The sequence below is a fragment of the Algibacter luteus genome, assembly GCF_030344935.1.
GTDB lineage: Bacteria > Bacteroidota > Bacteroidia > Flavobacteriales > Flavobacteriaceae > Arenitalea > Arenitalea lutea.
Map to the genome: position 1 here is coordinate 1,560,146 of NZ_CP128313.1, position 24,855 is coordinate 1,585,000.

At 32.0% G+C, this 24,855-nt stretch carries 28 protein-coding genes and 2 tRNA genes; 14 read left to right on the plus strand and 16 right to left on the minus strand.

Annotated elements, in window-relative coordinates; all coding sequences use genetic code 11:
* The first annotated feature begins 16 nt into the window (after positions 1 to 16).
* The 4 genes from ruvX (at position 17) to O5O44_RS06640 (ending at position 2,199) form a co-directional block, all read left to right on the plus strand.
* A complete protein-coding gene (ruvX, locus tag O5O44_RS06625; RefSeq protein ID WP_289196248.1) occupies positions 17 to 427 on the plus strand; it encodes a Holliday junction resolvase RuvX in 411 nt (136 codons plus the stop codon).
* Positions 428 to 514: 87 nt separating this feature from the next.
* Positions 515 to 1,105: a peptide deformylase gene (gene def / locus O5O44_RS06630; RefSeq protein ID WP_289196249.1), complete on the plus strand. Its 591-nt coding sequence runs from the start codon at positions 515 to 517 to the stop codon at positions 1,103 to 1,105.
* A 55-nt stretch (positions 1,106 to 1,160) separates the two neighbouring features.
* Positions 1,161 to 1,586 (plus strand): DUF5606 family protein, encoded by a 426-nt coding sequence (locus tag O5O44_RS06635; RefSeq protein WP_289196250.1) that lies wholly within the window; start codon positions 1,161 to 1,163, stop codon positions 1,584 to 1,586.
* 49 nt (positions 1,587 to 1,635) lie between these two features.
* On the plus strand, positions 1,636 to 2,199 hold the full coding sequence (locus tag O5O44_RS06640) for a TlpA family protein disulfide reductase (protein ID WP_289196251.1): 564 nt from the start codon (positions 1,636 to 1,638) through the stop codon (positions 2,197 to 2,199).
* On the opposite strand, the gene O5O44_RS06645 is transcribed toward O5O44_RS06640, so the two are convergent.
* The 7 genes from O5O44_RS06645 to O5O44_RS06675 form a co-directional block, all read right to left on the minus strand.
* On the minus strand, positions 2,196 to 3,341 hold the full coding sequence (locus O5O44_RS06645) for a lycopene cyclase family protein (RefSeq protein WP_289196252.1): 1,146 nt from the start codon (positions 3,339 to 3,341) through the stop codon (positions 2,196 to 2,198). The two genes, O5O44_RS06640 and O5O44_RS06645, sit on opposite strands and share 4 nt — an antisense overlap.
* Positions 3,342 to 3,357: 16 nt before the next feature.
* Positions 3,358 to 3,807: a sterol desaturase family protein gene (locus O5O44_RS06650; protein ID WP_019388162.1), complete on the minus strand. Its 450-nt coding sequence runs from the start codon at positions 3,805 to 3,807 to the stop codon at positions 3,358 to 3,360.
* A 10-nt stretch (positions 3,808 to 3,817) separates the two neighbouring features.
* Complete coding sequence (locus tag O5O44_RS06655; RefSeq protein ID WP_026010091.1) at positions 3,818 to 4,657, minus strand: phytoene/squalene synthase family protein; 840 nt, start codon at positions 4,655 to 4,657, stop codon at positions 3,818 to 3,820.
* Positions 4,654 to 6,126, minus strand: a complete 1,473-nt coding sequence (gene crtID, locus O5O44_RS06660) for a bifunctional phytoene desaturase/3,4-desaturase (protein ID WP_289196253.1) — start codon at positions 6,124 to 6,126, stop codon at positions 4,654 to 4,656. Before crtID ends, O5O44_RS06655 begins: the two co-directional genes overlap by 4 nt.
* 43 nt (positions 6,127 to 6,169) lie before the next feature.
* Positions 6,170 to 7,069 carry a MerR family transcriptional regulator gene (locus O5O44_RS06665; protein WP_289196254.1) on the minus strand — a complete coding sequence of 300 codons (900 nt, stop codon included), beginning with the start codon at positions 7,067 to 7,069 and terminating at the stop codon, positions 6,170 to 6,172.
* Between the two features lie 203 nt (positions 7,070 to 7,272).
* Positions 7,273 to 7,358 (minus strand) — tRNA-Leu (locus O5O44_RS06670).
* Between the two features lie 58 nt (positions 7,359 to 7,416).
* A tRNA-Lys gene (locus O5O44_RS06675) sits at positions 7,417 to 7,489 on the minus strand.
* A gap of 143 nt (positions 7,490 to 7,632) precedes the next feature.
* Between O5O44_RS06675 and O5O44_RS06680 the strand changes: the two genes are divergently transcribed.
* Positions 7,633 to 8,154 carry a shikimate kinase gene (locus O5O44_RS06680; protein WP_289196255.1) on the plus strand — a complete coding sequence of 174 codons (522 nt, stop codon included), beginning with the start codon at positions 7,633 to 7,635 and terminating at the stop codon, positions 8,152 to 8,154.
* Here O5O44_RS06680 and O5O44_RS06685 read toward each other — a convergent pair.
* Positions 8,146 to 8,649 (minus strand): phosphoribosyltransferase family protein, encoded by a 504-nt coding sequence (locus tag O5O44_RS06685; protein ID WP_019388167.1) that lies wholly within the window; start codon positions 8,647 to 8,649, stop codon positions 8,146 to 8,148. The genes O5O44_RS06680 and O5O44_RS06685 overlap by 9 nt on opposite strands.
* 83 nt (positions 8,650 to 8,732) lie before the next feature.
* On the minus strand, positions 8,733 to 9,116 hold the full coding sequence (locus tag O5O44_RS06690; protein WP_289196256.1) for an RNA-binding S4 domain-containing protein: 384 nt from the start codon (positions 9,114 to 9,116) through the stop codon (positions 8,733 to 8,735).
* 83 nt (positions 9,117 to 9,199) lie between these two features.
* On the opposite strand from O5O44_RS06690, the gene O5O44_RS06695 reads away from it, so the two are divergent.
* On the plus strand, positions 9,200 to 10,258 hold the full coding sequence (locus O5O44_RS06695; protein WP_019388169.1) for an FKBP-type peptidyl-prolyl cis-trans isomerase: 1,059 nt from the start codon (positions 9,200 to 9,202) through the stop codon (positions 10,256 to 10,258).
* 59 nt (positions 10,259 to 10,317) lie between these two features.
* Here the strand turns inward: O5O44_RS06695 and O5O44_RS06700 are convergent, their stop codons facing one another.
* Positions 10,318 to 10,905 carry an outer membrane beta-barrel protein gene (locus O5O44_RS06700; protein ID WP_434088354.1) on the minus strand — a complete coding sequence of 196 codons (588 nt, stop codon included), beginning with the start codon at positions 10,903 to 10,905 and terminating at the stop codon, positions 10,318 to 10,320.
* A 172-nt stretch (positions 10,906 to 11,077) separates the two neighbouring features.
* Between O5O44_RS06700 and tgt the strand changes: the two genes are divergently transcribed.
* From tgt to O5O44_RS06730, 6 genes are all read left to right on the plus strand, one after another.
* On the plus strand, positions 11,078 to 12,208 hold the full coding sequence (tgt, locus tag O5O44_RS06705; protein WP_289196258.1) for a tRNA guanosine(34) transglycosylase Tgt: 1,131 nt from the start codon (positions 11,078 to 11,080) through the stop codon (positions 12,206 to 12,208).
* Between the two features lie 6 nt (positions 12,209 to 12,214).
* Positions 12,215 to 13,291 (plus strand): LptF/LptG family permease, encoded by a 1,077-nt coding sequence (locus tag O5O44_RS06710; RefSeq protein ID WP_072794752.1) that lies wholly within the window; start codon positions 12,215 to 12,217, stop codon positions 13,289 to 13,291.
* On the plus strand, positions 13,278 to 14,174 hold the full coding sequence (locus O5O44_RS06715) for a DMT family transporter (RefSeq protein ID WP_289196259.1): 897 nt from the start codon (positions 13,278 to 13,280) through the stop codon (positions 14,172 to 14,174). The genes O5O44_RS06710 and O5O44_RS06715 overlap by 14 nt, the downstream gene beginning before the upstream one ends.
* 70 nt (positions 14,175 to 14,244) lie before the next feature.
* Positions 14,245 to 15,198: an acetyl-CoA carboxylase carboxyltransferase subunit alpha gene (locus O5O44_RS06720; RefSeq protein ID WP_019388174.1), complete on the plus strand. Its 954-nt coding sequence runs from the start codon at positions 14,245 to 14,247 to the stop codon at positions 15,196 to 15,198.
* Positions 15,199 to 15,364: 166 nt separating this feature from the next.
* A complete protein-coding gene (dnaB, locus tag O5O44_RS06725) occupies positions 15,365 to 16,906 on the plus strand; it encodes a replicative DNA helicase (RefSeq protein ID WP_289196260.1) in 1,542 nt (513 codons plus the stop codon).
* A gap of 70 nt (positions 16,907 to 16,976) precedes the next feature.
* Entirely contained in the window at positions 16,977 to 18,233 is a 1,257-nt protein-coding gene (locus tag O5O44_RS06730) for an asparagine synthetase B (RefSeq protein ID WP_289196261.1), read from the plus strand.
* A 149-nt stretch (positions 18,234 to 18,382) separates the two neighbouring features.
* On the opposite strand, the gene O5O44_RS06735 is transcribed toward O5O44_RS06730, so the two are convergent.
* Complete coding sequence (locus O5O44_RS06735) at positions 18,383 to 18,832, minus strand: hypothetical protein (protein ID WP_289196262.1); 450 nt, start codon at positions 18,830 to 18,832, stop codon at positions 18,383 to 18,385.
* A 139-nt stretch (positions 18,833 to 18,971) separates the two neighbouring features.
* Here O5O44_RS06735 and O5O44_RS06740 point away from each other — a divergent pair, with 139 nt between their 5' ends.
* Positions 18,972 to 20,048: an adenylate/guanylate cyclase domain-containing protein gene (locus tag O5O44_RS06740; RefSeq protein ID WP_289196263.1), complete on the plus strand. Its 1,077-nt coding sequence runs from the start codon at positions 18,972 to 18,974 to the stop codon at positions 20,046 to 20,048.
* Positions 20,049 to 20,060: 12 nt separating this feature from the next.
* Positions 20,061 to 20,483 (plus strand): secondary thiamine-phosphate synthase enzyme YjbQ, encoded by a 423-nt coding sequence (locus tag O5O44_RS06745; RefSeq protein WP_289196264.1) that lies wholly within the window; start codon positions 20,061 to 20,063, stop codon positions 20,481 to 20,483.
* Here O5O44_RS06745 and O5O44_RS06750 read toward each other — a convergent pair.
* From O5O44_RS06750 to thrS, 5 genes are all read right to left on the minus strand, one after another.
* Positions 20,464 to 21,282, minus strand: a complete 819-nt coding sequence (locus O5O44_RS06750) for an HAD family hydrolase (RefSeq protein ID WP_289196265.1) — start codon at positions 21,280 to 21,282, stop codon at positions 20,464 to 20,466. The two genes, O5O44_RS06745 and O5O44_RS06750, sit on opposite strands and share 20 nt — an antisense overlap.
* Before the next feature lie 140 nt (positions 21,283 to 21,422).
* Positions 21,423 to 21,767: a 50S ribosomal protein L20 gene (gene rplT, locus O5O44_RS06755; RefSeq protein WP_019388181.1), complete on the minus strand. Its 345-nt coding sequence runs from the start codon at positions 21,765 to 21,767 to the stop codon at positions 21,423 to 21,425.
* A 100-nt stretch (positions 21,768 to 21,867) separates the two neighbouring features.
* Positions 21,868 to 22,065, minus strand: coding sequence for a 50S ribosomal protein L35 (gene rpmI, locus O5O44_RS06760; protein ID WP_019388182.1), 198 nt, complete (start codon positions 22,063 to 22,065; stop codon positions 21,868 to 21,870).
* Positions 22,066 to 22,132: 67 nt separating this feature from the next.
* On the minus strand, positions 22,133 to 22,621 hold the full coding sequence (infC, locus tag O5O44_RS06765) for a translation initiation factor IF-3 (RefSeq protein ID WP_211516794.1): 489 nt from the start codon (positions 22,619 to 22,621) through the stop codon (positions 22,133 to 22,135).
* A gap of 90 nt (positions 22,622 to 22,711) precedes the next feature.
* Positions 22,712 to 24,646 carry a threonine--tRNA ligase gene (thrS, locus tag O5O44_RS06770; protein WP_289196266.1) on the minus strand — a complete coding sequence of 645 codons (1,935 nt, stop codon included), beginning with the start codon at positions 24,644 to 24,646 and terminating at the stop codon, positions 22,712 to 22,714.
* Positions 24,647 to 24,855: the final 209 nt, after the last annotated feature.

Sequence of the window (24,855 nt, forward strand, 5' to 3'; positions counted from 1 at the left end):
TTTGCAAAAAAAATAAATGGCAAGAATTTTAGCAATTGATTTTGGAACCAAACGAACTGGTTTAGCTGTAACGGACGAAATGCAAATTATAGCATCTGGTTTAACAACAGTTGAAACCAAAACGTTGCTTCAATTTTTAAAAGAATACACCACAAATGAAACCGTTGAATTGTTTTTAGTTGGTGAACCAAAGCAAATGGACAATACGCCTTCTGAAAGTGAAACTCACATTTTACCTTTTATTACTAAATTGGAGAAGGCTTTTCCTAAAATCCCTATTAAGCGTGTAGACGAACGATTTACTTCTAAAATGGCATTTCAAACCATGATTGATAGTGGACTAAAAAAGAATCAAAGAAAAAATAAAGCTCTTATAGACGAAATAAGCGCTACTCTTATTTTACAAAGTTATTTATACTCAAAATAATTTATTTCTTAAAAGAATAAATTTTTGTTAAATACAATACAAAATATATAAGTATTGTATTTTTGCAAAGATTTAATTAAACACAGCATGATTTTACCAATAGTAGCATACGGAGACCCTGTATTAAAGAGGAAGGCAAAAGAGATAACGAAAGATTATCCTAATTTCGATACACTTTTACAAAGTATGTTTGAGACTATGTATAATGCGGCTGGAGTAGGTCTTGCTGCACCCCAAATAGGTTTGCCAATTAGAATGTTTTTAGTGGATACAGCACCTTTTTCAGAAGATGAAGATTTTACAAATGAAGAAAAAGAGTTGTTAAAAGGGTTCAAGCGTGTTTTTATAAATGCTAAAATTGTTGAAGAAGCGGGTGATGAGTGGGCATTTAACGAAGGCTGTTTAAGTATCCCGGATGTAAGGGAAGATGTATTTAGAAAACCAATTGTTACAATTGAATATTTAGACGAGAACTTTAATCCGCATAAAGAAACTTATAACGGATTAATAGCTCGAGTAATTCAGCATGAGTACGATCATATAGAAGGTGTTTTATTTACCGATAAATTATCTAGCCTAAAAAAGAGATTAATAAAAGGCAAGTTAACCAATATCTCTAAAGGAAAAATAAATGTAGATTACAGAATGCGTTTTCCCGATGAAAAAAAGAAACGATAATACTTGCAATACATTAATAAACATTTGATATTTGCCCCTTTTTAAAACATAATTTATGAGTTTAGATAAAGTAATTTCAATTTCGGGAAAACCAGGGTTATATAAGTTAATAACTCAAACGCGTGGTGGTTTTGTTGCTGAATCATTAGTAGACAATAAACGAATTTCTGTAAGTATACAAAGCAATGTAAGTGTATTAAGTGAGATTGCAATTTATACTTTAACAGAAGAAGTGCCTTTACGTCAAGTTTTTCTGAATATAAAAAAGAAAGAAAACGGAGCGCCAACTTCTGTGAAACCAAAAGATAGTAAAGATAAATTGGAGGAATATTTCTTTGATGTTCTGCCAGATTATGACGAAGATAGAGTATATGCTAGCGATATTAAGAAAGTAATACAATGGTATAACTTGTTGCAACAGCACGATATGCTCAACGATTTAGAAATAGTTGAAGAAGAAGCTTCAAACGAAGAAGAATAATATTAAATATAAAAAGCCTTCATTTAGAAGGTTTTTTGATTTTTAAACCATGAAATTAACAAAAGGTAAAATAAAAAATATTATTTTTTTTATAATTATTGGTTTATTAATAATTCCTCAAACAAGACAGCCAATACAGGTTTTGTTGCATAAAAGTTTAGCAGTATTTAGTCCTTCTACAATCAATACGTCTAAACAAGAAACTCTTGAAGATTACAATTGGTTACTTAAAAACAGTGAGGGTGCCGTTCTAAATTTTCAAGACCTAAAAGGAAAAGTTATTTTGGTTAATTTTTGGGCTACTTGGTGTCCGCCATGTATTGCTGAAATGCCGAGTATGGAAGCCCTATATAAAGATTATAGTGGTAAAATTGACTTTGTTTTTGTTTCAAATGAAGAATTTCAAGTAGTTAACGAGTTTATTAAAAAGAAAGGCTACACTTTTGAAGTGTTTAACCCATTGACGCAATATCCTAGCAACTTTGATGTAACAAGTATTCCAAGAACATTTCTTTTAGATAAAGAAGGACATATTGTTATTGATAAAACTGGAGCAGCCAATTGGAATAGCGACAAAGTCCGAACTACTATTGACGATTTATTAAAACTTTAAAACGTTTTAAAAAAGGCCTTTATAAAACTCCAAGAAAATAAAGAATACATGATTTTAATTTCTTCAATTACTGTTGATTCTTCATCTAAAAACCGGAACATGGTTTGTATTGAATTTTTATCGTAAAACTGTTGAAATATCCATTCTCCTCTATGGTTTTCATCTTTTAAAACTTTCAAGAATACTTTATCATAAAACTTAAATCGACGTTTAAATAAGCGCGCTGAAGGGTTTTTATTGGCTTTTAAATTTTCTATAATTTTTGAGACTTTTTTCTCAGTGTGTTTAAGAGAATACCCAGTAGACCCTTTAACCCAACCACCACCAGTTCCTATTTTTGTTACACTATTTGTGCTATAGTTTTCAAATGGAAAGTTAGTCATGGGTATTTGACCCATTTCAGTTTCTATAATTTTATAGTCTTCAATATTAAGGTAATCACTAATGTATTTTTTTAAAAAAGAATCGTACGTAGTTTCACTGACCAATTCTGATGTAAAATAGGTGAACTCTACTAAAGCCGTGTTTTCAGAAAAGGGTAGCACATAGGTAAATGTAGTTTGATTGCCGTCCTTTAATCGATAGTCCATCATGGTAATGGAATCAGGCTTAAATACGTTTTTTTTAGTTTCTATAACCCAGCCTTTAAAATGTTGGATAATCGAAATATGCTTTTTTGAAAGAAGGGAAAATGCATCAGGAATTCTACTGTCAAAAACGTGAGAAGCTGAATATGTATTCGTGTTAGTTTTTACAGATACGTTATCAACTTCTGTCACCGTTTCAACTTTCTTTATTATAAAATTAAAGTTTTCTTTAACTGAAAGCATTTGCTTCGCATAATTATAAAAATCAATTGCCCGAACGGTTTTGTACGTATATGGAATTAACTCTAAATTGATGTGCTTTTTATTAGTTATAACCGATGCTTTACTCCAAGTTTTATGGGTTATAGTATCCCACTGAGATTTACCAGATTCCCAAAAACTCCACGTTTTATCGTTACTATTTTTAGGTGATGCATCAATTAACGCGATGTTTTTGTTATCAAAAAAAGTATCCGATGCCAATTTTAGAGCAAGCTGTAACCCAGCTAAACCATTTCCAATAATGATATAATCGAAATGGGTATTATTTGCCATTAGTTTGAAGTGTAAACTACTTTTTAAAATATTTAAAAGGTACAAATAGCATCCCAAAACACTCACCATCTTTTTTACCTAAGTGCTTATGATGAATTTTGTGTGCGCGTCTTACGCCTTTAGCATACCAATTATTGGCATTTCTAAACAGTTTAAAACGCTGATGGATAAAAATATCATGCACAATGAAGTATGATAATCCGTAAGCAAAAATACCAAGTCCGATAGGTAAGCCTGCCCAAAAACTGGTGTATTTCCAAAGTAAAAAGAAACCGATACTAACCACTGCATAAAAAATGAAGAAAGCATCATTTCGTTCAAACCAACTATCATGGTCTTTATGATGATGATCTTTATGTAAACTCCATAAAAACCCATGCATAATATATTTATGGGTAAACCACGCCATAAACTCCATAAAGCCATAGGTGCCTAAAAATATAAGTATCCAATAGAAAGTATGCATGTTTGAAATTTTACAATAAATTTAATTGATATTTTACATAACTGCGCATTAAAAGCTCGATTTTTTTCGGGTTTGAGACGCGAATTCTAGAATCTTTTATTTTTAACGCGGGTGTTCTTTTAAGTTTTTTTAATAATTGTTTGTAGTACCTGTAAGCCATAAAAACACCAAATTTAGCTTCAATAGGTAATTTTTTAATACCGCTTAATCCTGCTTCAAAATCATTTTCGATATCATTTATAATTTCTTGTTTCGATAATTCGTTTAAATTTTTTAAATCGGTGTTCGGAAAATAGGTTCTATCTAAACCTTCAAAATCAGCTTTTAAATCTCTTAAGAAATTTACTTTTTGAAAGGCTGAACCTAATGCCATAGCAGATTCCTTGAGTTCATTATATTTTTCGTCATTCCCATTAACAAATACTTTTAAACACATTAAGCCAACAACGTCTGCAGACCCATAGATGTATGCTTTGTATTCATCTTCGGTTAAATAGGTGGTTTTGTGTAAATCGAGCCTCATACTTTGCATGAAAGCATCAACTAAAGCCTTGTCAATCTGGTATTTATGAAACGTATATTGAAATGAGTTCAATATGGGATTTAAACTTATTTTATCTTTCAATGCTAACTCCAGATCTTCAGAAAATCTATCAAAAAGCTCTTCTTTATTGTAATCATGAAAAGAGTCTACGATTTCATCAGCAAAACGCACAAAGCCATATATGTTATAAATATCGTGTCTAATTGATTTATATAACATTTTTGTAGCTAATGAAAAAGACGTGCTATACGTTTTTGTTACTAGCTTACTACAATTGTAAGAAACGGTATCGAATAATGACTTCATACTAAAATACTATGGTGTTTTGTTACTAAATCGGCTACTAATTTTCCTGAAATTAATGATGGAGGAACCCCAGGACCAGGTACAGTTAATTGTCCGGTAAAAAATAAATTATTAACCTTTTTACTTTTAATTTTTGGTCTTAGAAACGCGGTTTGCAATAGCGTGTTAGCCATACCATATGCATTTCCTTTATATGAGTTATAGTCGTTTATAAAATCGTTAATACAAAAACTCTCCTTAAATATAATACTTTTCTTAACGTCTTGAGAAGTTAAATGTTCAAACCGATTGATTATTTTATCAAAATATTCAGATCTTAATTCGGGAGTATCTTCTAATCCAGGAGCTAATGGAATTAAAAATATTCCTGCTTCTTTGCCTTCGGGGGCAGCGTTATCATCTGTTATACTCGGGAAACTCGCATAAAATAATGGGTCTTTAGGCCATTTTGGGTTATCGTAAATGGCTTTGGCATGTACATCAAAATCAACATCGAAAAATAAGGTGTGATGATTTACATTTTCTAATTTTTTATCGAACCCTACGTAAAAGAGGAGTGAAGAAGGAGCAAATGTTTTCTTTTCCCAATAACTCTCGGAATATTGCCTTAATGATGAATCAATAAGTGTTTCTGTATGATGATAGTCTGCACCACTTACTACAATATCTGAATAATAATTGGTTCCGTTTGAAACTAATCCTTTTGCTTCTTTGTTCTCTATAAGTATGCTTTCAACAGGTGCATTTACCTTTATATTAACTCCAAGTTCTTTAGCTAAATGTTCCATAGCCAGTATTACTTGATACATGCCTTTTTTAGGATGAAAAGTGCCTAATCCAAAATCGGCATAATTCATAAAACTATAAAATGAAGGGGTATCACTTGGTTTGGCGCCTAAAAATAGGACTGGAAATTCAAGAATTTTAACTAACCTTTCGTTTTTAAATTCTTTTCTGACATCCTTCTTTATAGTACTAAAGAATTGGTTGATTTTTTTAATTGTTGCCGGAGTAATTAATTCTAAAGGTGAAACCCCAGGATTATAAACCAAGTCTTTTATAGCAATATCATAATTGTTTTTTGCGGTATCTATAAATTTTTGGAGCTTTTTTGAACTGCCAGGTTCTTCTTTATCAAAAGCAAGTTTAATTTTTTCTAAAGTATCTTCAATCGTGATATAGTCGTCTTTTCGAAAATAAACACTGTAAGCAGGGTTTAATTTTTCTAAGGTGTAGTAATCCGATGGTTTTTTGTTAAAATCGGAAAAAAAGCGTTGAAAGACATCGGGCATCCAATACCAAGTTGGACCAATATCAAAGGTAAAGCCATCTTTGATAAGTTGTCTTGCTCTTCCGCCGATAGTACTGTTTTTTTCAAAGATTGTAACCTCGAAACCAGCTTTTGCTAAATAACAAGATGCTGCTAATGAAGAAAATCCGGAACCTATAATGTTGATTGTTGATTTCATAATGTTTAACAAATATAGTAAAAAGTTAAACAAAACAAAATATTTACAACTCTTTTACCAAATTTTCTATAGAATTGAAGGTACTCATTTTTTTAGGAAGGCTAATCGTTTCAACTTCAGAAAGCTTTTTTCCTAGTAAATATAATTTTGTATTCTCTTTCCTTAATAGTAATTCATTGAAGTCATTTAAGTATTTTGGTATATCTTTCGCTTCAGGATATACTGTAAAGTATGATACAAAGGTTACTTCATCAAAAAACTCTAATAAATCGGTTAAACTTTCCATAGGAACACTTTCTCCTAAGAAAATAGTATGATAACCCTTACTGCGTAATTGATAGTTTATAAATAACAGTCCGATATCGTGAATTTCATTTTCGGGTAAGAAAAGTACAAAGGTCTTAGAATCTGGTTTAGGTTCTAATAATTGGATACGTTCTGTATTTAAGAGAATTTTTTGTTTTATATGTACAGATAGGAAGTGTTCGTGTGCAGGCGTTATTGTGTCTGTTTGCCATAATAGTCCTATTTCATTAAGCAACGGAAGAAAAACAGAATAGAAAATTTCACTGAAAGTCTTGTTTTCGAGTAGGTTGTTGTACGTACTATAAAACAAAACTTGATCAAAATTAATCATAGCCATTTTCAAGGCGTTGATGGCATGATCTTCAACTTTGGCTCTAGAGGCAATTTCTCTGACTTTTATCGGGATTTCTTCTTCACTGAGATTTGCGATTTTAGAAATTTTAATACCATTATTATTGAGAAAAGAAATATTTAAAAGTTTCTGAAAACTTGTTAAACTGTAATTTCTAATATTGGTATCAGACCTATCTGGACTTAAAAGATTATATCTTTTTTCCCAAACACGAATGGTATGAGCCTTTATGCCTGTTAGGTTCTCTAAATCCTTAATACTAAAATTAACCTTAATATTGTTCATTAAAATTTATATTTTGTTAAACAAAAATACTAATATTAATTGAGAATTAGCAAAAAAGTTTTATTAATCATAATTTGTTTCTGTTAAAACCCGATGTTTTACTAATGATTAAATAGTAAAAATCACGACAGTTCAAAGTAATAAAAATATAATTTATTACGTGTTGAATAATAAACTAAGCAAGGAAATGATACACTATAAAGTGCGCACGAGAAGATTCGAACTTCCACATCCTAAAACGGATACTGGCCCCTCAAGCCAGCGCGTCTACCAATTCCGCCACGTGCGCATTAATGAGGTGAGTAAAAATAGAAAAAGTTAAGCAATAACGCTTAACTTTTTTCTTGTGACCGGGCTGGGGCTCGAACCCAGGACCCTCTCCTTAAAAGGGAGATGCTCTACCAACTGAGCTACCAGGTCATTATTTCAATAACTAACATACTGCCGTTAGCGGGTGCAAATATAAAATGTTTAATTAATAAAACAATACTTTTTTTAAAGAAATTTTCGTTTTTTTGTGCAGCAAATGCGTATGTTTTTAATAATCAATTTATAGCGAAAAAATGATCATTGTATTAATTGGGTATATGGCTTCCGGAAAGACGTCTGTTGGAAAGAAATTAGCAAAAAAATTGAATTATAAATTCATTGATTTAGATGATTATATTGTAGAAAAAGAGAACATGTCTGTTACTGAGGTGTTTAAAGAGAAAGGAGAGATTTATTTTAGAAAGCAAGAATCTTTTTATCTAAATAAATTATTAAAATCTAAAAAAAACAGGGTTTTATCCGTTGGTGGTGGTACGCCTTGTTACAGCGGTAATATGGATGTTATTCTTAACTCAAAAAATGTTAATAGTATCTATTTAAAGGCTTCTTTGAATACTTTGGTAGAAAAATTAATGAGAAAGAAGGCAACACGCCCATTAATAGCTCACATAGAAACTGAAACAGAAATGACCGAGTTTATTGGAAAACATTTGTTTGAACGTGTTCAATTTTATAACCAAGCGGAAATACAAGTTGCTATTGATAATAAAACTAAAGACGAAATTGTAGAAGATATTATTCTTGAATTATTCTAAAACAACTTCAAATTTTTTGCCTTCTAATACTACCTGCACATGCTCATGTAATGATGTAGAAAGCGAAATACCTTTAAAATCTGCTTTTACAGGGTATTTTTTATGATTTCTATTCACTAATACAGCTGTTTTAAACTGTTTTAGTGGTACGCTTAAAAAGTGTTTTACGCCATAAATTAAGGTAGTTCCAGAATTTAAAACATCATCAACCAATACAATTGATTTGTTTTTGAAATCTTCAGCAGCAATAGAAGTTTTTATTTCTGCCAATGGATTCTTTTTATCAATACTAACTTTACAAAGAATGGGTTCAATATCTGAAATTTTCTGTAATTCGGATTTTATTTTTTTTGCAAATACGAATCCATTTTTATCAATTCCAGCAAGTATAACCTCCTTTTCATCTACGTTACTTTCATATATTTGAAAAGCAATTCTCCTTATTTTGTGTTTAATTTCGTTATGATTAAGGATGATGTTATCTTTTACTTCCATAGGGTGTTTGTAAATTTAAAGTATAAAATTACTCATTTTTATTTGTATTCTCTAGTTTTTAAAGGCGTCAAATGCAATTAAAATTAAATATCTTCTAATGAAGTTTCATCTGTAAAATCATCAATATCTCTTCGGTCTTTTTTAGTCGGTCTACCCACACCCTTTTTTCTGTAATAATCTTTAGAGTATTTTAAAAGTTCTCGAGCTTCAAATTGTTCTTTTGGCGTGGTATCTGTTCTATAAATATCTACTAATTTCGCGCCAATTCTACTCTCTGGAATATCATTAACTTTTAACTTATAATTAATTTGATCTTTTCTCAACTCAATTATATCCTGCGGAAACACTTCTCTACTGGGTTTTATGACATCACCATTAACTTTGATATGCCCTTTTTTGCAAGCGGTAGTCGCTAAGGTCCTTGTTTTAAAATACCTGATACACCATAAATACTTATCTACACGCATACAATTAATGTGTTAAAGGGCGTTAATTTTGTTGTGCAAGAATGTTTTAAAATTGTATCTTGCAGCCTCAAAAATAAGGAATAATGAGTTTAAGAAAAATTGGTTTTTATATATTAAGTTTTGTTGTTGTATTTGCTTCTTGTAAAAAGGATGACGACGGAAATATTGTGACCATTGAAATACGTGATAGAGCGGAGCAACAAATAAGTGATAATGATTCTATTATAGACTATTTAGAAACTCATTATTTTAACAAAAGTGCTTTTGATGGAAGTAGCACTGACCTTAATTTAGCAGACATTGAAATTACCAAAATCACAGACGAGATTATTTCTAGCGATGCAGATTCATTGTTAATAAACGCTGTACTAACAAAGCAAGCTGTTTATGAAGATACTGATTACGATTACTATGTTTTAAGATTAAATGACGGCGGCGGTATCGATAAGCCAACTTTTGCCGATAATGTTGTAGTAACTTACGAAGGTTTTACTTTAGATAATGAGGTGTTTGACAGTAGAGTGAATGCATTAGGTGACGATCCTTTTGATTTAGTTTCCTTAATTCAAGGATGGCGATTGGTTTTGCCAGAATTTAATACGGCTGAGAGCTACAATGAAAATGGCGATGGCACAGTAAATTTTGTAAATAGTGGTTTAGGTGTTATGTTTTTACCTTCAGGATTAGCTTATTTTTCATCTGCAGTACCTGGGTCTTCATACGCACCTCTTATTTTTAAATTTGAATTGATTGCTACTTTTCAAAATGATCATGATGGCGATGGCATCCCTTCTTATTTAGAAGATTTGTTTAAAGGGGATGGAACACCAGGAAGCGACGCAGTTTTTGATGTTAACTTTGATGATTTAACTGATGAAACAGATGATGATACAGATGGCGATGGTGCACCAAATTATTTTGATACTGATGATGACGGCGATGGTATTTTAACCGAAGATGAAATTGTTGTAACAACTGAAAATAGAGCAACTATTGAAGAAATTAAAAACTTGCCGTTGGAATCTAACCAAGTTCTTTTAAATAAAATATCAAAAGAAACAGATGGAACATATACTGGTACCATAATAACCTTTACAGATTCTGATTCAGATGGAATTTATGATTATTTAGATGATGAATAAATGTATTTTAAAACAAAAAAAACCTCGCGTTAGCGAGGTTTTTTTGTTTAAATGTATATCTATAATAATAACGATAAACTCAAAATTAATTGATCTGGTCTGGTATCTAATCTATCCGTACTAATACCATTGTTTCCAATAAAAGTAGCTTCATTATCAGTAAACCCTCGTTCGTATCTTAAATCAATACCCAATTTTTTAAAGTTAAGCCCGATTCCAAAATTTAATCCTACGGAGAAATCTTCTTCTACATTATTAATAGCAATACCATCAAATTCAGTATCTAAAATATACTGTAAAGAAGGGCCTCCAAATACGCTAATTGGTCCTAATACCTTTAAACCTACCAATAATGGTGCGTCAAGCTTTTGCATTTCAAAACTATCATCATCATAATCACTTTTGGTACTAGTATAGATTATTTCAGGTCTAAAAAATACTTGATTTCCAATTTTCCCAAATAATCCAATGTGATAACCTACATTTCTGTCGGGGTTCTTGTAGTTATCATTAATAGATTCAAAATAATCACCATTAGCGTTATAATTTAAACCGGCCTTTAATCCAATACCTTGAGCGGTTTGAGCCAAAGAAACATTTGGAATAACAATGGCAATAAATAAAATAAAAAATAAATTCTTGTTCACGACGCTAAAAGGTTTTAAGCGTTCACGAAAGTTTTGCAAACTTTTCATAATGTTCGTTTTTTTAGATTTCATTAACAATATCAAAAACGTTGCCAAAAGTATTTTATTTTCTTTTTAATACAATCATTTTCTTTTTTCAGTTATTTATCTTTGCTGCTTATAATTACTTTCAATGAAATTCGAATTGCACGCAAAAGATGCTCAAAGTAAAGCTAGAGCTGGAAAAATAACTACAGATCATGGTGTTATAGAAACACCAATTTTTATGCCTGTTGGTACTGTAGGAACAGTAAAAGGCGTACATCAGCGTGAATTAAAAAAAGATATAAACCCAGATATTATTCTCGGTAACACTTATCATTTATACTTACGTCCTCAAACCAACATTTTAGAGCAGGCTGGAGGGTTGCATAAGTTCATGAATTGGGATAGAAATATTTTAACCGATTCTGGTGGTTATCAAGTGTATTCTTTGTCTGCAAATAGAAAAATTAAAGAAGAAGGTGTCAAATTTAAATCTCATATTGATGGAAGCTACCATACGTTTACACCAGAAAATGTTATGGAAATTCAACGTTCAATAGGTGCAGATATTATTATGGCTTTTGATGAATGCACACCCTATCCTTGCGATTATAATTATGCAAAACGTTCCATGCACATGACACATAGGTGGCTTGATAGATGTATAAATCATCTTGAAAAAACACCATTAAAATATGATTATAACCAGGCTTTTTTCCCAATAGTTCAAGGGAGTACTTATAAAGATTTGAGAAAGCAATCAGCTGAATACATTGCCAATGCAGGCGCTATTGGTAACGCTATTGGAGGATTATCAGTTGGCGAACCTGCTGAAGAAATGTATGCCATGACCGATGTAGTTTGTTCTATTTTGCCAGAAGATAAACCAAGATATTTAATGGGCGTGGGGACACCAATCAATATTTTAGAAAATATTGCGTTAGGTGTAGATATGTTTGATTGTGTTATGCCAACCAGAAACGCTAGAAATGGTATGTTGTTTACGGCTCATGGAAGTATAAATATTAAAAATTTGAAATGGGCTGATGATTTTTCACCTATTGATGAGATGGGAATCACTTTTGTGGATACTGAATATACAAAAGCTTATTTGAGACATTTATTCACTGTTAATGAGTTATTAGGAAAACAAATAGCAACCATTCATAACTTGGGCTTTTATTTATGGTTGGTTCGCGAAGCAAGAAAACATATATTAGCAGGAGATTTCAATACTTGGAAAGATCAAATGGTTAAACAAATGAACAATCGTTTATAGGCATTAATGAAAATATTAGACTGGTACATATTAAAACGATATTTGATTACTTTCACCATGCTATTATTGTTATTTATTCCAATAATGATAACAGTGCATATTGCTGAAAAAATTGGTAAAATTCTCGAAAACGAAGTGCCATTCGGTGAGGTAATGATTTACTTTTTAGATTTTACTGTTTACTTTGTTTATTTACTGTTTCCGCTGTTTTTATTTATTTCGGTAATCTGGTTCACTTCAAAATTAGCTAACAATACAGAGGTAATAGCTTTTTTAAGTTCAGGTGTGTCATTTACAAGATTTTTAAGACCTTATATGATTGGTGCTACCTTTGTGGCACTTTTTTCAATAGTTTTAGGATTATTTTTAGCGCCAAAAGCAAGTGAAGGTTTTAATGATTTTTCATATAAATATTTTAAGAAAGGAAAAAGTGCAATTGAAACTACCAACGTTTTTAGGCAGATAAATGACCAAGAAATTATTTATGTAAGTAATTTTGATGTTAAAAACAATGTAGGTAATAACTTTACTTTAGAACATTTTGAAGATAATAAACTTCAATATAAAATTACAGCGAGCAGTATAAGGTATATGCCTAATGATACTGTTTACAGATTAACTAACTATGTAAAAAGAGACATTGGAGAGCATACCGATGAGCTTGAAATTATAAGAAGAAAAGACACGCTTTTCTCTTTTGATGTTGATGATTTAATTCCTGTAATTTATGCTGCTGAAACAAAAATGTATGGCGAATTAAGAGATTTTATTGCTAAGGAAGAAGCACGAGGATCTTCAAATGTTGGGCGATTTAAGCTCGTGTTATATAGAAAATGGAGTTTGCCTGTTTCGGTATTTATTTTAACCATTATTGCTGTTGCCGTTTCTTCTATTAAAAGAAGGGGAGGAATGGGAGTAAACCTTGCTGTAGGGATATGTATCGCTATGGTATTTGTGTTTTTTGATAAAATTTTTGGTGTCATGGCAGAACAATCAGACTTCCCGCCTTTAATTGCCGTATGGTTTCCTAATGTCATTTTTGGTATTTTAGCAATATACTTATTGTACAATGCCAAACGCTAAGGTTAAAAATTTTCTACACTTACATTTCTTAGTTTTTATAGCTGGTTTTACTGCTATACTAGGTGAGTTAATTACTATAAAGGCCATTTCTTTAGTATGGTATAGAATGGTAATGGCGTTCATTTTAATATTCATTTACATTAAAATAGCGAAGGTTAACTTAAAAATAGACTTAAAATCAGTCCTACGACTTTCTATCGCTGGAGTCATTATAGCCTTACATTGGATTACCTTTTTTGGAAGTATCGATGAAGCCAATATATCTATTGCTTTAGCTATGTTTTCAACTGGGGCTTTTTTTGCATCTATTATTGAGCCTATTATTTATAAACGAGCCATAATTGGCTATGAAATAGTTTTCGGGATATTAGTAATTACAGGTGTTTTTATAATTACACAAAGTGAATTAAAATATCTTACTGGAATAATTTTAGGAATTTCATCAGCTTTTTTATCATCCTTATTTGCTGTACTTAATGGGAGTTTTTTAAAAAAACATACGGCAACGGTAATTTCTTTTTATGAATTTATTAGCGGAGTAACATTTATTTCTTTGTACCTCTTATTTTTTGGCGAAGGATTTACTGCAGAGTTTTTCAATCTGAGTCATTTAGATTTTGGGTATCTTTTCATTTTAGCCTCAATTTGCACCGCATATGCTTTTATCGCATCAGTCTATATTATGAAAACAATTAGCCCATATACTGTAGTTTTAACCTATAACTTAGAGCCTGTTTATGGAATTATTTTAGCTCTTATTTTATTCCCCGAAAAGGAAAAAATGACAAATTCCTTTTATTACGGAGCAATCATAATTATTGGCGTGGTGTTTTTAAATGCCATCTTGAAAAATAAGAGAAAACTAAAAAGAAAGTATACTTAGCGTTTAAACACAATTAAAGTTTTTATATTTGTACACTAACTAAATTTTAAAAGTCAAAAATAAATTTCTTATGGAATATTTAGAATTTGAACTCCCAATAAAAGAGCTAGAAGATCAATTGACAAAGTGCAAGGTGATAGGTGAAGAAAGCGATGTCGATGTTTCTGAGACATGTAAACAAATTGAGAAGAAACTAGCTGTAGCTCAAAAAGAAATATACAAAAACTTAAGTCCTTGGCAACGTGTTCAACTATCACGTCATCCAGACAGACCCTATACCTTAGACCATATTAGAGCCATCTGTGGGGACACTTTTCTGGAACTGCATGGAGACAGAAGCTTTAAAGATGATAAAGCTATGATTGGCGGTTTGGGAAAAATTGGCGATCAAAGTTTCATGTTTATTGGTCAGCAAAAAGGATTTAATACCAAAACAAGACAGTATAGAAATTTTGGAATGGCAAATCCAGAAGGTTATAGAAAAGCTTTAAGATTAATGAAATCTGCAGAGAAATTTGGTATTCCAGTTGTAACATTGCTAGATACACCTGGTGCTTATCCTGGATTAGAAGCTGAAGAGCGCGGGCAAGGAGAAGCTATTGCAAGAAACATTTTAGAAATGACACGCTTGAAAGTGCCGATTATAACGATAATTATTGGTGAAGGTGCCTCGGGTGGAGCATTAGGTATTGGAGTAGGAGATAGAGTGTACATGCTTGAAAACACTTGGTATTCTGTAATTTCTCCCGAATCTTGTTCATCTATTCTTTGGCGTAGTTGGGAGTATAAAGAACAAGCTGCTGAAGCGTTAAAATTAACTGCTGCCGATATGAAAAAGCAAAAATTAATAGATGGTATAATTAAAGAACCACTTGGTGGAGCACATCGAGATAGAGAGAAAACTTTTAAATCTGTTAGTGACACTATCGTAAAATGTTACGACGAACTTAAAAACTTATCACCAAAAGATTTGGTTTCTCAGCGTATGGATAAATATGCTCAAATGGGAGTTTATAAAGATTAAGTCTTTTAAATCAATAACTTTTAAGAAACTGAAGTTTAATCTTCAGTTTTTTTTGTACTTATCCACAATTTTTTTAACTTATTAACAGTTAAATTGTTAACGAGTAGTGAACATAGAAATATAATAAAACTACAAAACAACCTTCTTTTTAATTACTTTCGTAGCTATGAAACAACCCAATCATTTACAAGGCTATAAAATAGACAAGAGTACCATAATCAATCTTGAGAAAGGTAAAATCCCTCCTCAAGCTCTTGATTTAGAGGAAGTTGTGCTAGGCGCTATGATGATTGACAAGAAGGGGGTTGATGAAGTTATAGATATTTTAAGTCCCGAAGCGTTTTATAAAGAAGCCCACCAACATATCTTTGAAGCTATTTTTCAGCTTTTCGAAAATAGTGAACCGGTGGATTTATTAACCGTTTCATCACAATTAAAGAAAAATTCCAAGCTAGAAATTTCAGGAGGCGATTTTTATTTGATTTCCTTAACCCAAAAAGTGTCTTCCTCTGCACATATTGAGTTTCATGCGCGTATCATTTTACAGAAATTTATTCAACGTAGTTTAATAAAAATTTCTAGTGAAATTATTGAAGATTCTTATGACGAAACTAAAGATGTTTTCGATTTATTAGATAATGCTGAAGCGAAATTATACGAAGTCACTCAAGGTAATATTAAAAAATCCAGTGAAACAGCTCAAGATTTAGTGATTCAGGCTAAAAAGAAAATTGAGGAAATTTCAAATAAAGAAGGTTTAAGTGGTATTCCAACAGGTTTTAATAAATTAGATAAATTAACTTCAGGTTGGCAACCTTCAGATTTAATCATTGTGGCTGCCCGTCCTGGTATGGGTAAAACAGCATTAACATTATCTATGGCACGAAATATTGCTGTAGATCAAAATATTCCAGTGGCCTTCTTCTCTTTGGAGATGGCATCAGTACAGTTAATTACACGTTTAATTTCTAGTGAAACAGGCTTGTCCTCTGAAAAATTAAGAACAGGTAAACTTGAAAAACACGAATGGGAACAATTAAACGTAAAAGTTAAAGGACTCGAAAAAGCGCCTCTATTTATTGATGATACACCATCACTTTCTATTTTCGATTTAAGAGCAAAAGCACGTCGTTTATCGTCACAACACGGTATCAAATTAATCATGATTGATTACTTACAGTTAATGACTGGTGGCAGTAGTCATGGTGGAAATCGTGAGCAAGAAATATCTATGATATCAAGAAACTTAAAGGCATTAGCGAAAGAATTAAATGTACCTGTTATCGCATTATCGCAGTTATCGCGTGCGGTTGAAACTCGTGGTGGAAGTAAACGACCATTACTTTCAGATTTACGTGAATCTGGTGCTATCGAACAAGATGCCGATATTGTAAGCTTTATTTACAGACCGGAATACTACAAAATTGATGAGTGGGATGATGAAGAACGTTCACCTACAGAAGGTCAAGCCGAATTTATTGTTGCAAAACACCGTAACGGTGGTTTAGAAAACATTCGATTAAAATTTATTGGGCATTTAGGTAAGTTTGATAATCTCGATGATTTTGATTCGCCTTTCGAGTTTCATTCTAAAATGAATGCTGCCGCCAATGATGATACGTTTAAATCGGATAACTTTAAAGCGAGTCCAGATCAAGCATTTGGAAGTTCTTTCAATGATGATGAGGATAACGAAGTACCATTTTAATAGAACTCTTAATACCTAATTTTTTTATAAAGTTTTTACTCGGGCATATTTTTTGAGTATCTTTCAACCTATGAAGAAAGCCCTATTCATATTATTTTTACTTATCTATTCACCTATGTTTGCCTCATACATCCTAATTCCTATGGATGTAGATAGTCAAAAAAACCATTTAAAAGCATACGGAATAACCTATTGGACACTCAAAAAAGAGTTAAAAGTTAAATGGCTTTTAAATTACAAAGGAGGTTCATTTTTACTCCCAGATACTGAAGCTATCAGAAGAGAATGCCAAATTCGAGGTGTATCATTCGAAGTTATTTCTAACGCTAAAGCTGAAGGCATTCTAGAAGAAATAGCAAGTCCGAGTCAAAATATGGAAGCTGTAGTTTTAGAAAAAGCTCCGAAAATTGCCGTTTACACCCCAACCGGAAAACAGCCCTGGGATGATGCCGTAACAATGGTTTTGCAATATGCTGAAATTCCATATGAAACGGTTTATGATGAAGAGGTATTAAACGATGGGTTATTAGCTTTTGATTGGTTGCATTTGCATCACGAAGATTTTACAGGACAGTATGGTAAATTTTATGCACAATACAGAGCGGCTTCTTGGTATATTCAAGAGAAGAAAGATGCAGAAGAATTAGCGAGTAATTTAGGATATAATAAAGTATCTCAAGAAAAGTTGGCTGTGGCCCTTAAAATTCGCGATTATGTAATAGGTGGAGGATTTATGTTTGCGATGTGTAGCGCAACAGATAGTTTTGATATTGCTTTATCTGCTGAAGGAGTAGACATTTGTGAGCCTATGTTTGATGGCGATGGAAGTGATGCCGGTTATCAAAATAAAATTGATTATAAGAAAACCTTTGCATTTACTAATTATACCTTAGAACGAGACCCAAAAATTTATGAATTTTCTTCTATTGATATGACTAGAAAACGCATGATTCCAAAGACTGCTGATTATTTTTCACTCATGGAATTTTCTGCTAAATGGGATCCAATTCCGAGTATGCTTTGTCAAAATCACACCGCTTTAGTAAAAGGTTTTATGGGACAAACCACATCCTTTACTAGAGAAGAAATAAAATCGAACGTATTGGTGCTAGGAGAAACAAAATCAAATGGAGAAGCCAAATATATTCATGGTATAAAAGGTAAAGGCTTTTTTACATTTTATGGAGGGCATGATCCTGAAGATTATCAACATAGAGTAGGAGATGCCAAGACTGAATTAGATTTGCACCCAACTTCACCAGGTTATCGCCTAATTTTAAATAATGTTTTATTTCCAGCAGCAAAAAAGAAAAAACAAAAAACATAAATAAAGACTTCTAAATTGTTTCAAAGTAAAACTAATGTAATACCCAAATATGTTGAATCACTAGAATACCTATCCAAGTTTTTGATGTAACTGAAAATATTAAACTTTTAAAAAGTGAAATAATCTAAATTGGCTAGAGAACGAATTAATTATTCTACAACAACAACTTCTCTGGTAAAAGTATAGATATAGCCGTCAGCACCAGAGCCCGATAATTTAGTATTTTGGTCTAAAGTAAAAGTACCATCTTCATCAGAAATAGAAAGTAAACCATTATCAATTCCATCCACTTCTAAGTATAGTCTAGAATCTTCATCTTGTATGACTCGATAAGAATAAATTCCTGTATCAAAACCATCTTCAAGGTCATCATCGTTATTGTTGTTTTCAACATACAGTATACCATTTGCGTCTTCAAATTGCCATAGGATTACACCCATTTCAAAATTGTGATCTACTCCAGCAAAACCTCCAGAAACAGTATTTAAATGCCACTTTATAATAGTTTCCGTTTGATCGGACGTTTTGATATTGTTATCTGGTAAACAGCTAACAATTAGTCCGATAGATAAATAAAATAAAAGAAATTTAGTTTTCATAAATAGGTAGTTTGTCATTAACAAGATGAAAAAAATGTAAATTGGTTGCGTAAAATTATTTACAATTTAAAAATGATCAAAGTAATTTATCAATAAACTCAGTTTTTATGTATATTAAAAATAAAATTAAATTTTTAAAATGTATAACTTAAAACAATTTTTAAGACTATTTGTTTATTCAATTCTGTTTTGGACGTTAGCCTTTTTCTTATTTATTTTTATTCGTTTTGTTGCTTACGGAGAAGAGCAAGAGGCTATACATTCGGTTTCAGATAACACGAGTGATATTTTTAGTTGGTTACATTTCGGGGTTATTTTAGGTGTGTTAATTGGTACAGTTTATTCGGTTATTGAGTTCCTTTTCGAGAAATTAATTACAAAAAATATTTATCTTGGTTTAGCCATCTTTTTAAAGACAATTATTTATTTAGTATTACTTGTGTTTTCATTTCTGTTTATTATAAATCTGGCAGAAATTGAAATGGATATAGACTTAGTAAATGATATATCTTGGTGGCTTAATAATGGAATTTTCTGGGTGGTCATCTCATATTTCTTCATAGCGTCGTTAGTGTTTCAATTTGTTAAGCTAGCTAATGAGAAATTTGGTAGAGGTGTTTTATTCAATATGATTTCAGGTAAGTACAGAAAACCGATTGAAGAAGAACGCTTATTTATGTTTATAGATTTGAAATCTTCTACAACTTTAGCGGAAAAATTAGGACATTATAAATACAGTCAACTTCTTCAAGATTGTTTTTTCGATCTTAATAGAATAATAGGACGTTATAATGCTGAAGTTTATCAATATGTTGGAGACGAAGCAGTTTTGAGTTGGAATTATAACAAAGGTATAAAAAACAGGAGATGTATTGATTTGTATTTTGATTTTCAGAAACTTCTAGTAAAACGCTCAAATTATTATTTAAAAAATTATGAAATTGAACCGTTTTTTAAGGCAGGTATTCATGGCGGAAAATTAATAGTTACTGAAGTTGGTACATTAAAAAAGGAGTTAGCTTATCATGGCGATGTCATAAATACAACCTCTAGAATACAAGAGGCTTGTAATAAGTATAATCAATCACTTCTAATATCTGAAAATATATTAAAGGATTTAAATTTAAAATCGAAATATAAGTCTGAAAAAATTGGAGATTTACTTTTAAAAGGAAAGAAAGACAAGTTGAAAATTTATGGTATTCATGAAATTTAAAATTAAAAACAAGTGAAGTATTTTCAAAAAGAAATAAAATTAAAATCACAACCAAGAGGGTTTCATTTAGTTACAAACGAAGTATTGAATGCCATACCTGAAATAAATCAGATTAGTATTGGGCAATTACAAGTGTTTATTAAGCATACGTCGGCTAGTTTAACAATTAACGAAAACGCAGATTTTACAGTAAGACAAGATTTCGAAAGTCACTTTAACAAAATGGTTCCTGAAAATGCATCGTATTACAAACATACGTATGAAGGTTCAGATGATATGCCTGCACATATTAAGGCATCTATGTTAGGAGCTTCTGTGCTAATACCAATTTCCAACGGTAAGTTAAATTTAGGTATTTGGCAAGGTATTTATCTGTGTGAGCATAGAGATTATGGAGGCTCCAGAACTATAGTAATTACTGTTTTCGGAACTTAGTTTTTGAATTTATCAGTTTTTCTAAAATATATTCAACTCCAAAATCATTATTGCTTTTTGTTTTATAATTAGCAATTTCTTTTACATTTTCATGTGCATTTTCCATCGCAAAACTATAAGTTGCTTTTTTCAACATTTCTATATCGTTATTATAATCTCCAAAAACTAGAGTTTCATCTGGTGATATATTAAATTTTCGCTGTAATAATTCTATCGCATAACCTTTATTAGCTAATTCATCTGAAAGATCTAACCAATGCTTTCCGGAAATTTTTACTTTATAAGCATTTTCAAGATGTTTAAAATGCGGGTATATGTACTTTTCTGAATCTTCGGCATGATACAACGCTACCTTCATAATGTCATCTTCTATGTCATCAATACTTTCAATAACTTCAAATAATGGGTAATATTCAGATAATAATTTGATATTACCATCAGAGTTACTTTTAAAGTAACCTTTGTTTTTTGTACAAAACACTGGATGAATGTGGCTGTTTGAATCTATTAATAATTCAATATCATGCAAATGTGTTTTATTTATTGGTGTCGATAATAGCAAATCATCTTTCTCTATAACGATACCTCCATTTTCGGCAACAACAATAATGTCATTTTTAATGGCGCTTAATTTCTCAATAATACTATAATACGGTCTGCCACTGGCAGCTGCAAACAACACATGGTGTTCTTTCAGCTGTTCAAATAATTCAAAAAATAGTGGACTTACTTCATGGTTAGAGTTTAGTAAGGTGCCGTCCATATCGGTCACAACCAATTTTATTTTAGATAAATTCATATAAACCGTTTTGAATTACAAACTTAATATTACTTCGTATATATAACGCATTGAAATAAGTAATAAATAAAAAAATCCGATTCTTGCGAACCGGATTTTTTATTAAGCGAATAATATGTTTTACAATAGGCGAAAGCGCCTTATTTTACTTTGTTAATTATAGCTTTAAAAGCTTCAGGGTTATTCATAGCTAAATCTGCTAAAACCTTACGGTTTAATTCAATATCATTAGCTTTTAATTTCCCCATAAATTGAGAATATGATAAACCGTATTCTCTGGCTCCTGCGTTAATACGCGTAATCCATAAAGCACGGAATGTTCTCTTTTTGTTTCTACGGTCTCTATACGAGTATTGCATCGCTTTGTCAACCGCGTTTTTTGCTACTGTCCAAACGTTTTTACGACGTCCAAAGTAACCTTTTGCTTGTTTTAGAACCTTTTTTCTACGGGCTCTTTTTGCTACAGAATTTACTGATCTTGGCATAATTTTAATTGTTTTTTGTAGTAGGCGGTCAATAAATTGACACTTTCAATATGGCCTAACTCCAGGGTTTATAAATTGTTTTAACCGATTAAAACGTTGGTTACTTTAAACGTAACATGGTTTTAATATTATCTTCGTCAGCCTTATGTACTAATGTATCATGGGTTAACGCAAGCTTACGCTTCTTAGACTTCTTTGTTAAGATGTGACTCTTAAAAGCGTGCTTTCTTTTAATCTTACCAGTACCTGTAAGCTTAAAACGCTTTTTGGCACTAGATTTTGTTTTCATTTTAGGCATTTCTTTTCCTAGTTTTTAATTATTTCGCTTAATTATTTTCTACTGAACTTATTTCAGTAATTTTTTATTATTTCTTAGGAGCAATAAACATGGTCATACGTTTTCCTTCCAAACGTGGCATCTGTTCTACCTTTCCAAATTCTTCCAAATCTTGTGCTAAACGAAGCAATAAAATTTGTCCTTGCTCTTTAAATATAATCGATCGTCCTTTAAAGAATACAAAAGCTTTAAGCTTTGCACCTTCCTTTAAGAATTTCTCTGCATGCTTCTTTTTAAAATCGTAATCATGATCATCAGTCTGAGGACCAAAACGAATTTCTTTAATAATAACTTTAGTAGCCTTAGACTTTAAAGCTTTATCACGTTTCTTTTGCTCGTAAAGAAACTTTTTATAATCCATAACCTTACAAACAGGAGGATCAGCATTTGGCGAAATCTCTACTAAATCTAATTCTTGCTCGTTGGCTATTCTCATAGCGTCTCCTTTGGTATAGATACCAATCTCAACGTTATCTCCTACAAGACGTACTTTTTGAGCAGTAATCTTAGAGTTAATCTTATGCTTATCTTCTTGTGAAACCCTTCTAGGTTGCTGTCTTCTTCTAATTGCTATGGCTTTATGGTTTTAAATTAAACTTATTATTTTTTAAAACGATTTCAACGTTTTTTTAATGTCTTCTTTTATTATGTTTGAGAAAGCTTCTACTGATATCATGCCTAAATCTGTGCCACCATGTTGTCTTACAGTTATTTTGCCTTCTTGCTCTTCTTGTTCGCCAATGATAATCATATAGGGGTGTTTCTGCATTTCAGCTTCCCTGATTTTCTTCCCTATAGTCTCATTTCTATGGTCTACAAGGGCGCGAATTTCGTCATTTTCTAGCAAATTTAAAACTTTTTCAGAGTATTTTTCATATTTCTCACTAATTGATAAAATAATTGCTTGCGTTGGCATCAGCCAAAGCGGAAAATTACCACCAGTATGCTCCAACAATAATGCCACAAATCGCTCCATACTTCCAAAGGGTGCGCGATGTATCATAATAGGTCTATGAGACTCATTATCACTACCTTTATAAGTCAAATCAAAACGTTCAGGTAAGTTGTAGTCTACCTGAATTGTTCCAAGTTGCCAGCGCCTTCCTAAAGCGTCTTTCACCATAAAATCTAACTTCGGACCGTAAAAAGCAGCTTCACCTTCTTCAATAACAAAATCAAGGCCTTTATCCGTAGCAGCATTTATAATAGCTTGTTCTGCTTTTTCCCAGTTAGCGACATCACCAATATATTTGTCTGGGTTTTCAGGATCCCTTACAGATACCTGGGCTGTAAAATTTTCAAAGCCTAAGGAGCCAAACACATAAAGCACCAAATCAATAACATCTTTAAACTCTTTATCTAATTGTTCTGGCATACAAAACAAATGGGCATCATCTTGAGTAAAACCACGTACACGAGTTAAACCATGTAATTCTCCACTTTGCTCATATCTGTAAACGGTTCCAAATTCGGCATAACGCTTTGGTAAATCTTTATAACTCCATTGCGAACTGTTGTAAATCTCACAATGGTGTGGGCAGTTCATTGGTTTTAACAAGAATTCTTCATCTTCTTTAGGCGTTAATATCGGCTGAAAGCTATCTTCTCCATATTTGGCATAATGTCCAGAAGTAACATAAAGTTCCTTTTGCCCAATATGCGGTGTCACCACCATTTCATATCCAGCTTTTTTCTGTGCTGCCTTCAAAAAGTTTTCTAAGCGCTCACGTAAAGCCGCACCTTTTGGTAACCATAATGGTAAACCTTGACCAACTTTTTGTGAAAATGTAAATAACTCTAATTCTTTACCAAGCTTTCTATGGTCACGCTTTTTGGCCTCTTCAAGCATTTCTAAATACTCAGTAAGCTCTTTTTGTTTCGGGAAAGAAATTCCATAAACACGTGTCAACTGTGGTTTGTTCTCATCGCCACGCCAATATGCACCAGCAACACTCAGTATTTTTACGGCTTTAATGATACCAGTATTTGGTATATGGCCACCACGACATAAATCTGTAAATGTAGAATGATCACAAAACGTAATCGTGCCATCCTCCAAATTCTCTATCAATTCCGTTTTAAAAACGTTGTCCTTATATATTTTCAATGCTTCAGATTTGCTAACAGAGCGCATATTAAAATCGTGCTTTTCTCTAGCAATCTCTAACATTTTATTTTCAATAGCCTTAAAATCTTTTTCAGATACGGTGTGCTCGCCAAAATCTACATCATAATAAAAACCATTTTCAATCGCAGGACCAATAGTCAATTTAGCACCAGCATACAATTCCTCAATAGCCTGAGCCAAAACGTGTGCAGACGAATGCCAAAAAGCCGTCTTTCCCTCGTCATCTTTCCAAGTATATAAAACCAACGAACCATCGGTGGTCAATGGCGTAGCAGTTTCCACAGTTATACCATTAAAATTTGCCGAAATCACATTTCTCGCAAACCCCTCACTAATGTTTTTAGCAACATCCATTGGTGTAACGCCCTCGTCAAAAGTCTTCACGCTACCATCAGGTAAAGTAATATGTATCATTAAAATAATTTAAATTAAGGCTGCAAAGATAATAGTATAAACAAACCCACACAATATATATGTATAAATTCATTAGTGCGTTCCCCAAAGGGGTCGGGCTGAATTTTATCCTGAGCGGAGTCTAAGGGTTTCAAGTGCTCGCGTCGTACCTCCGCTGTGGGCTATCCACTACAATCCCTAACGCGGGCATAACGATATAATGATTAAAT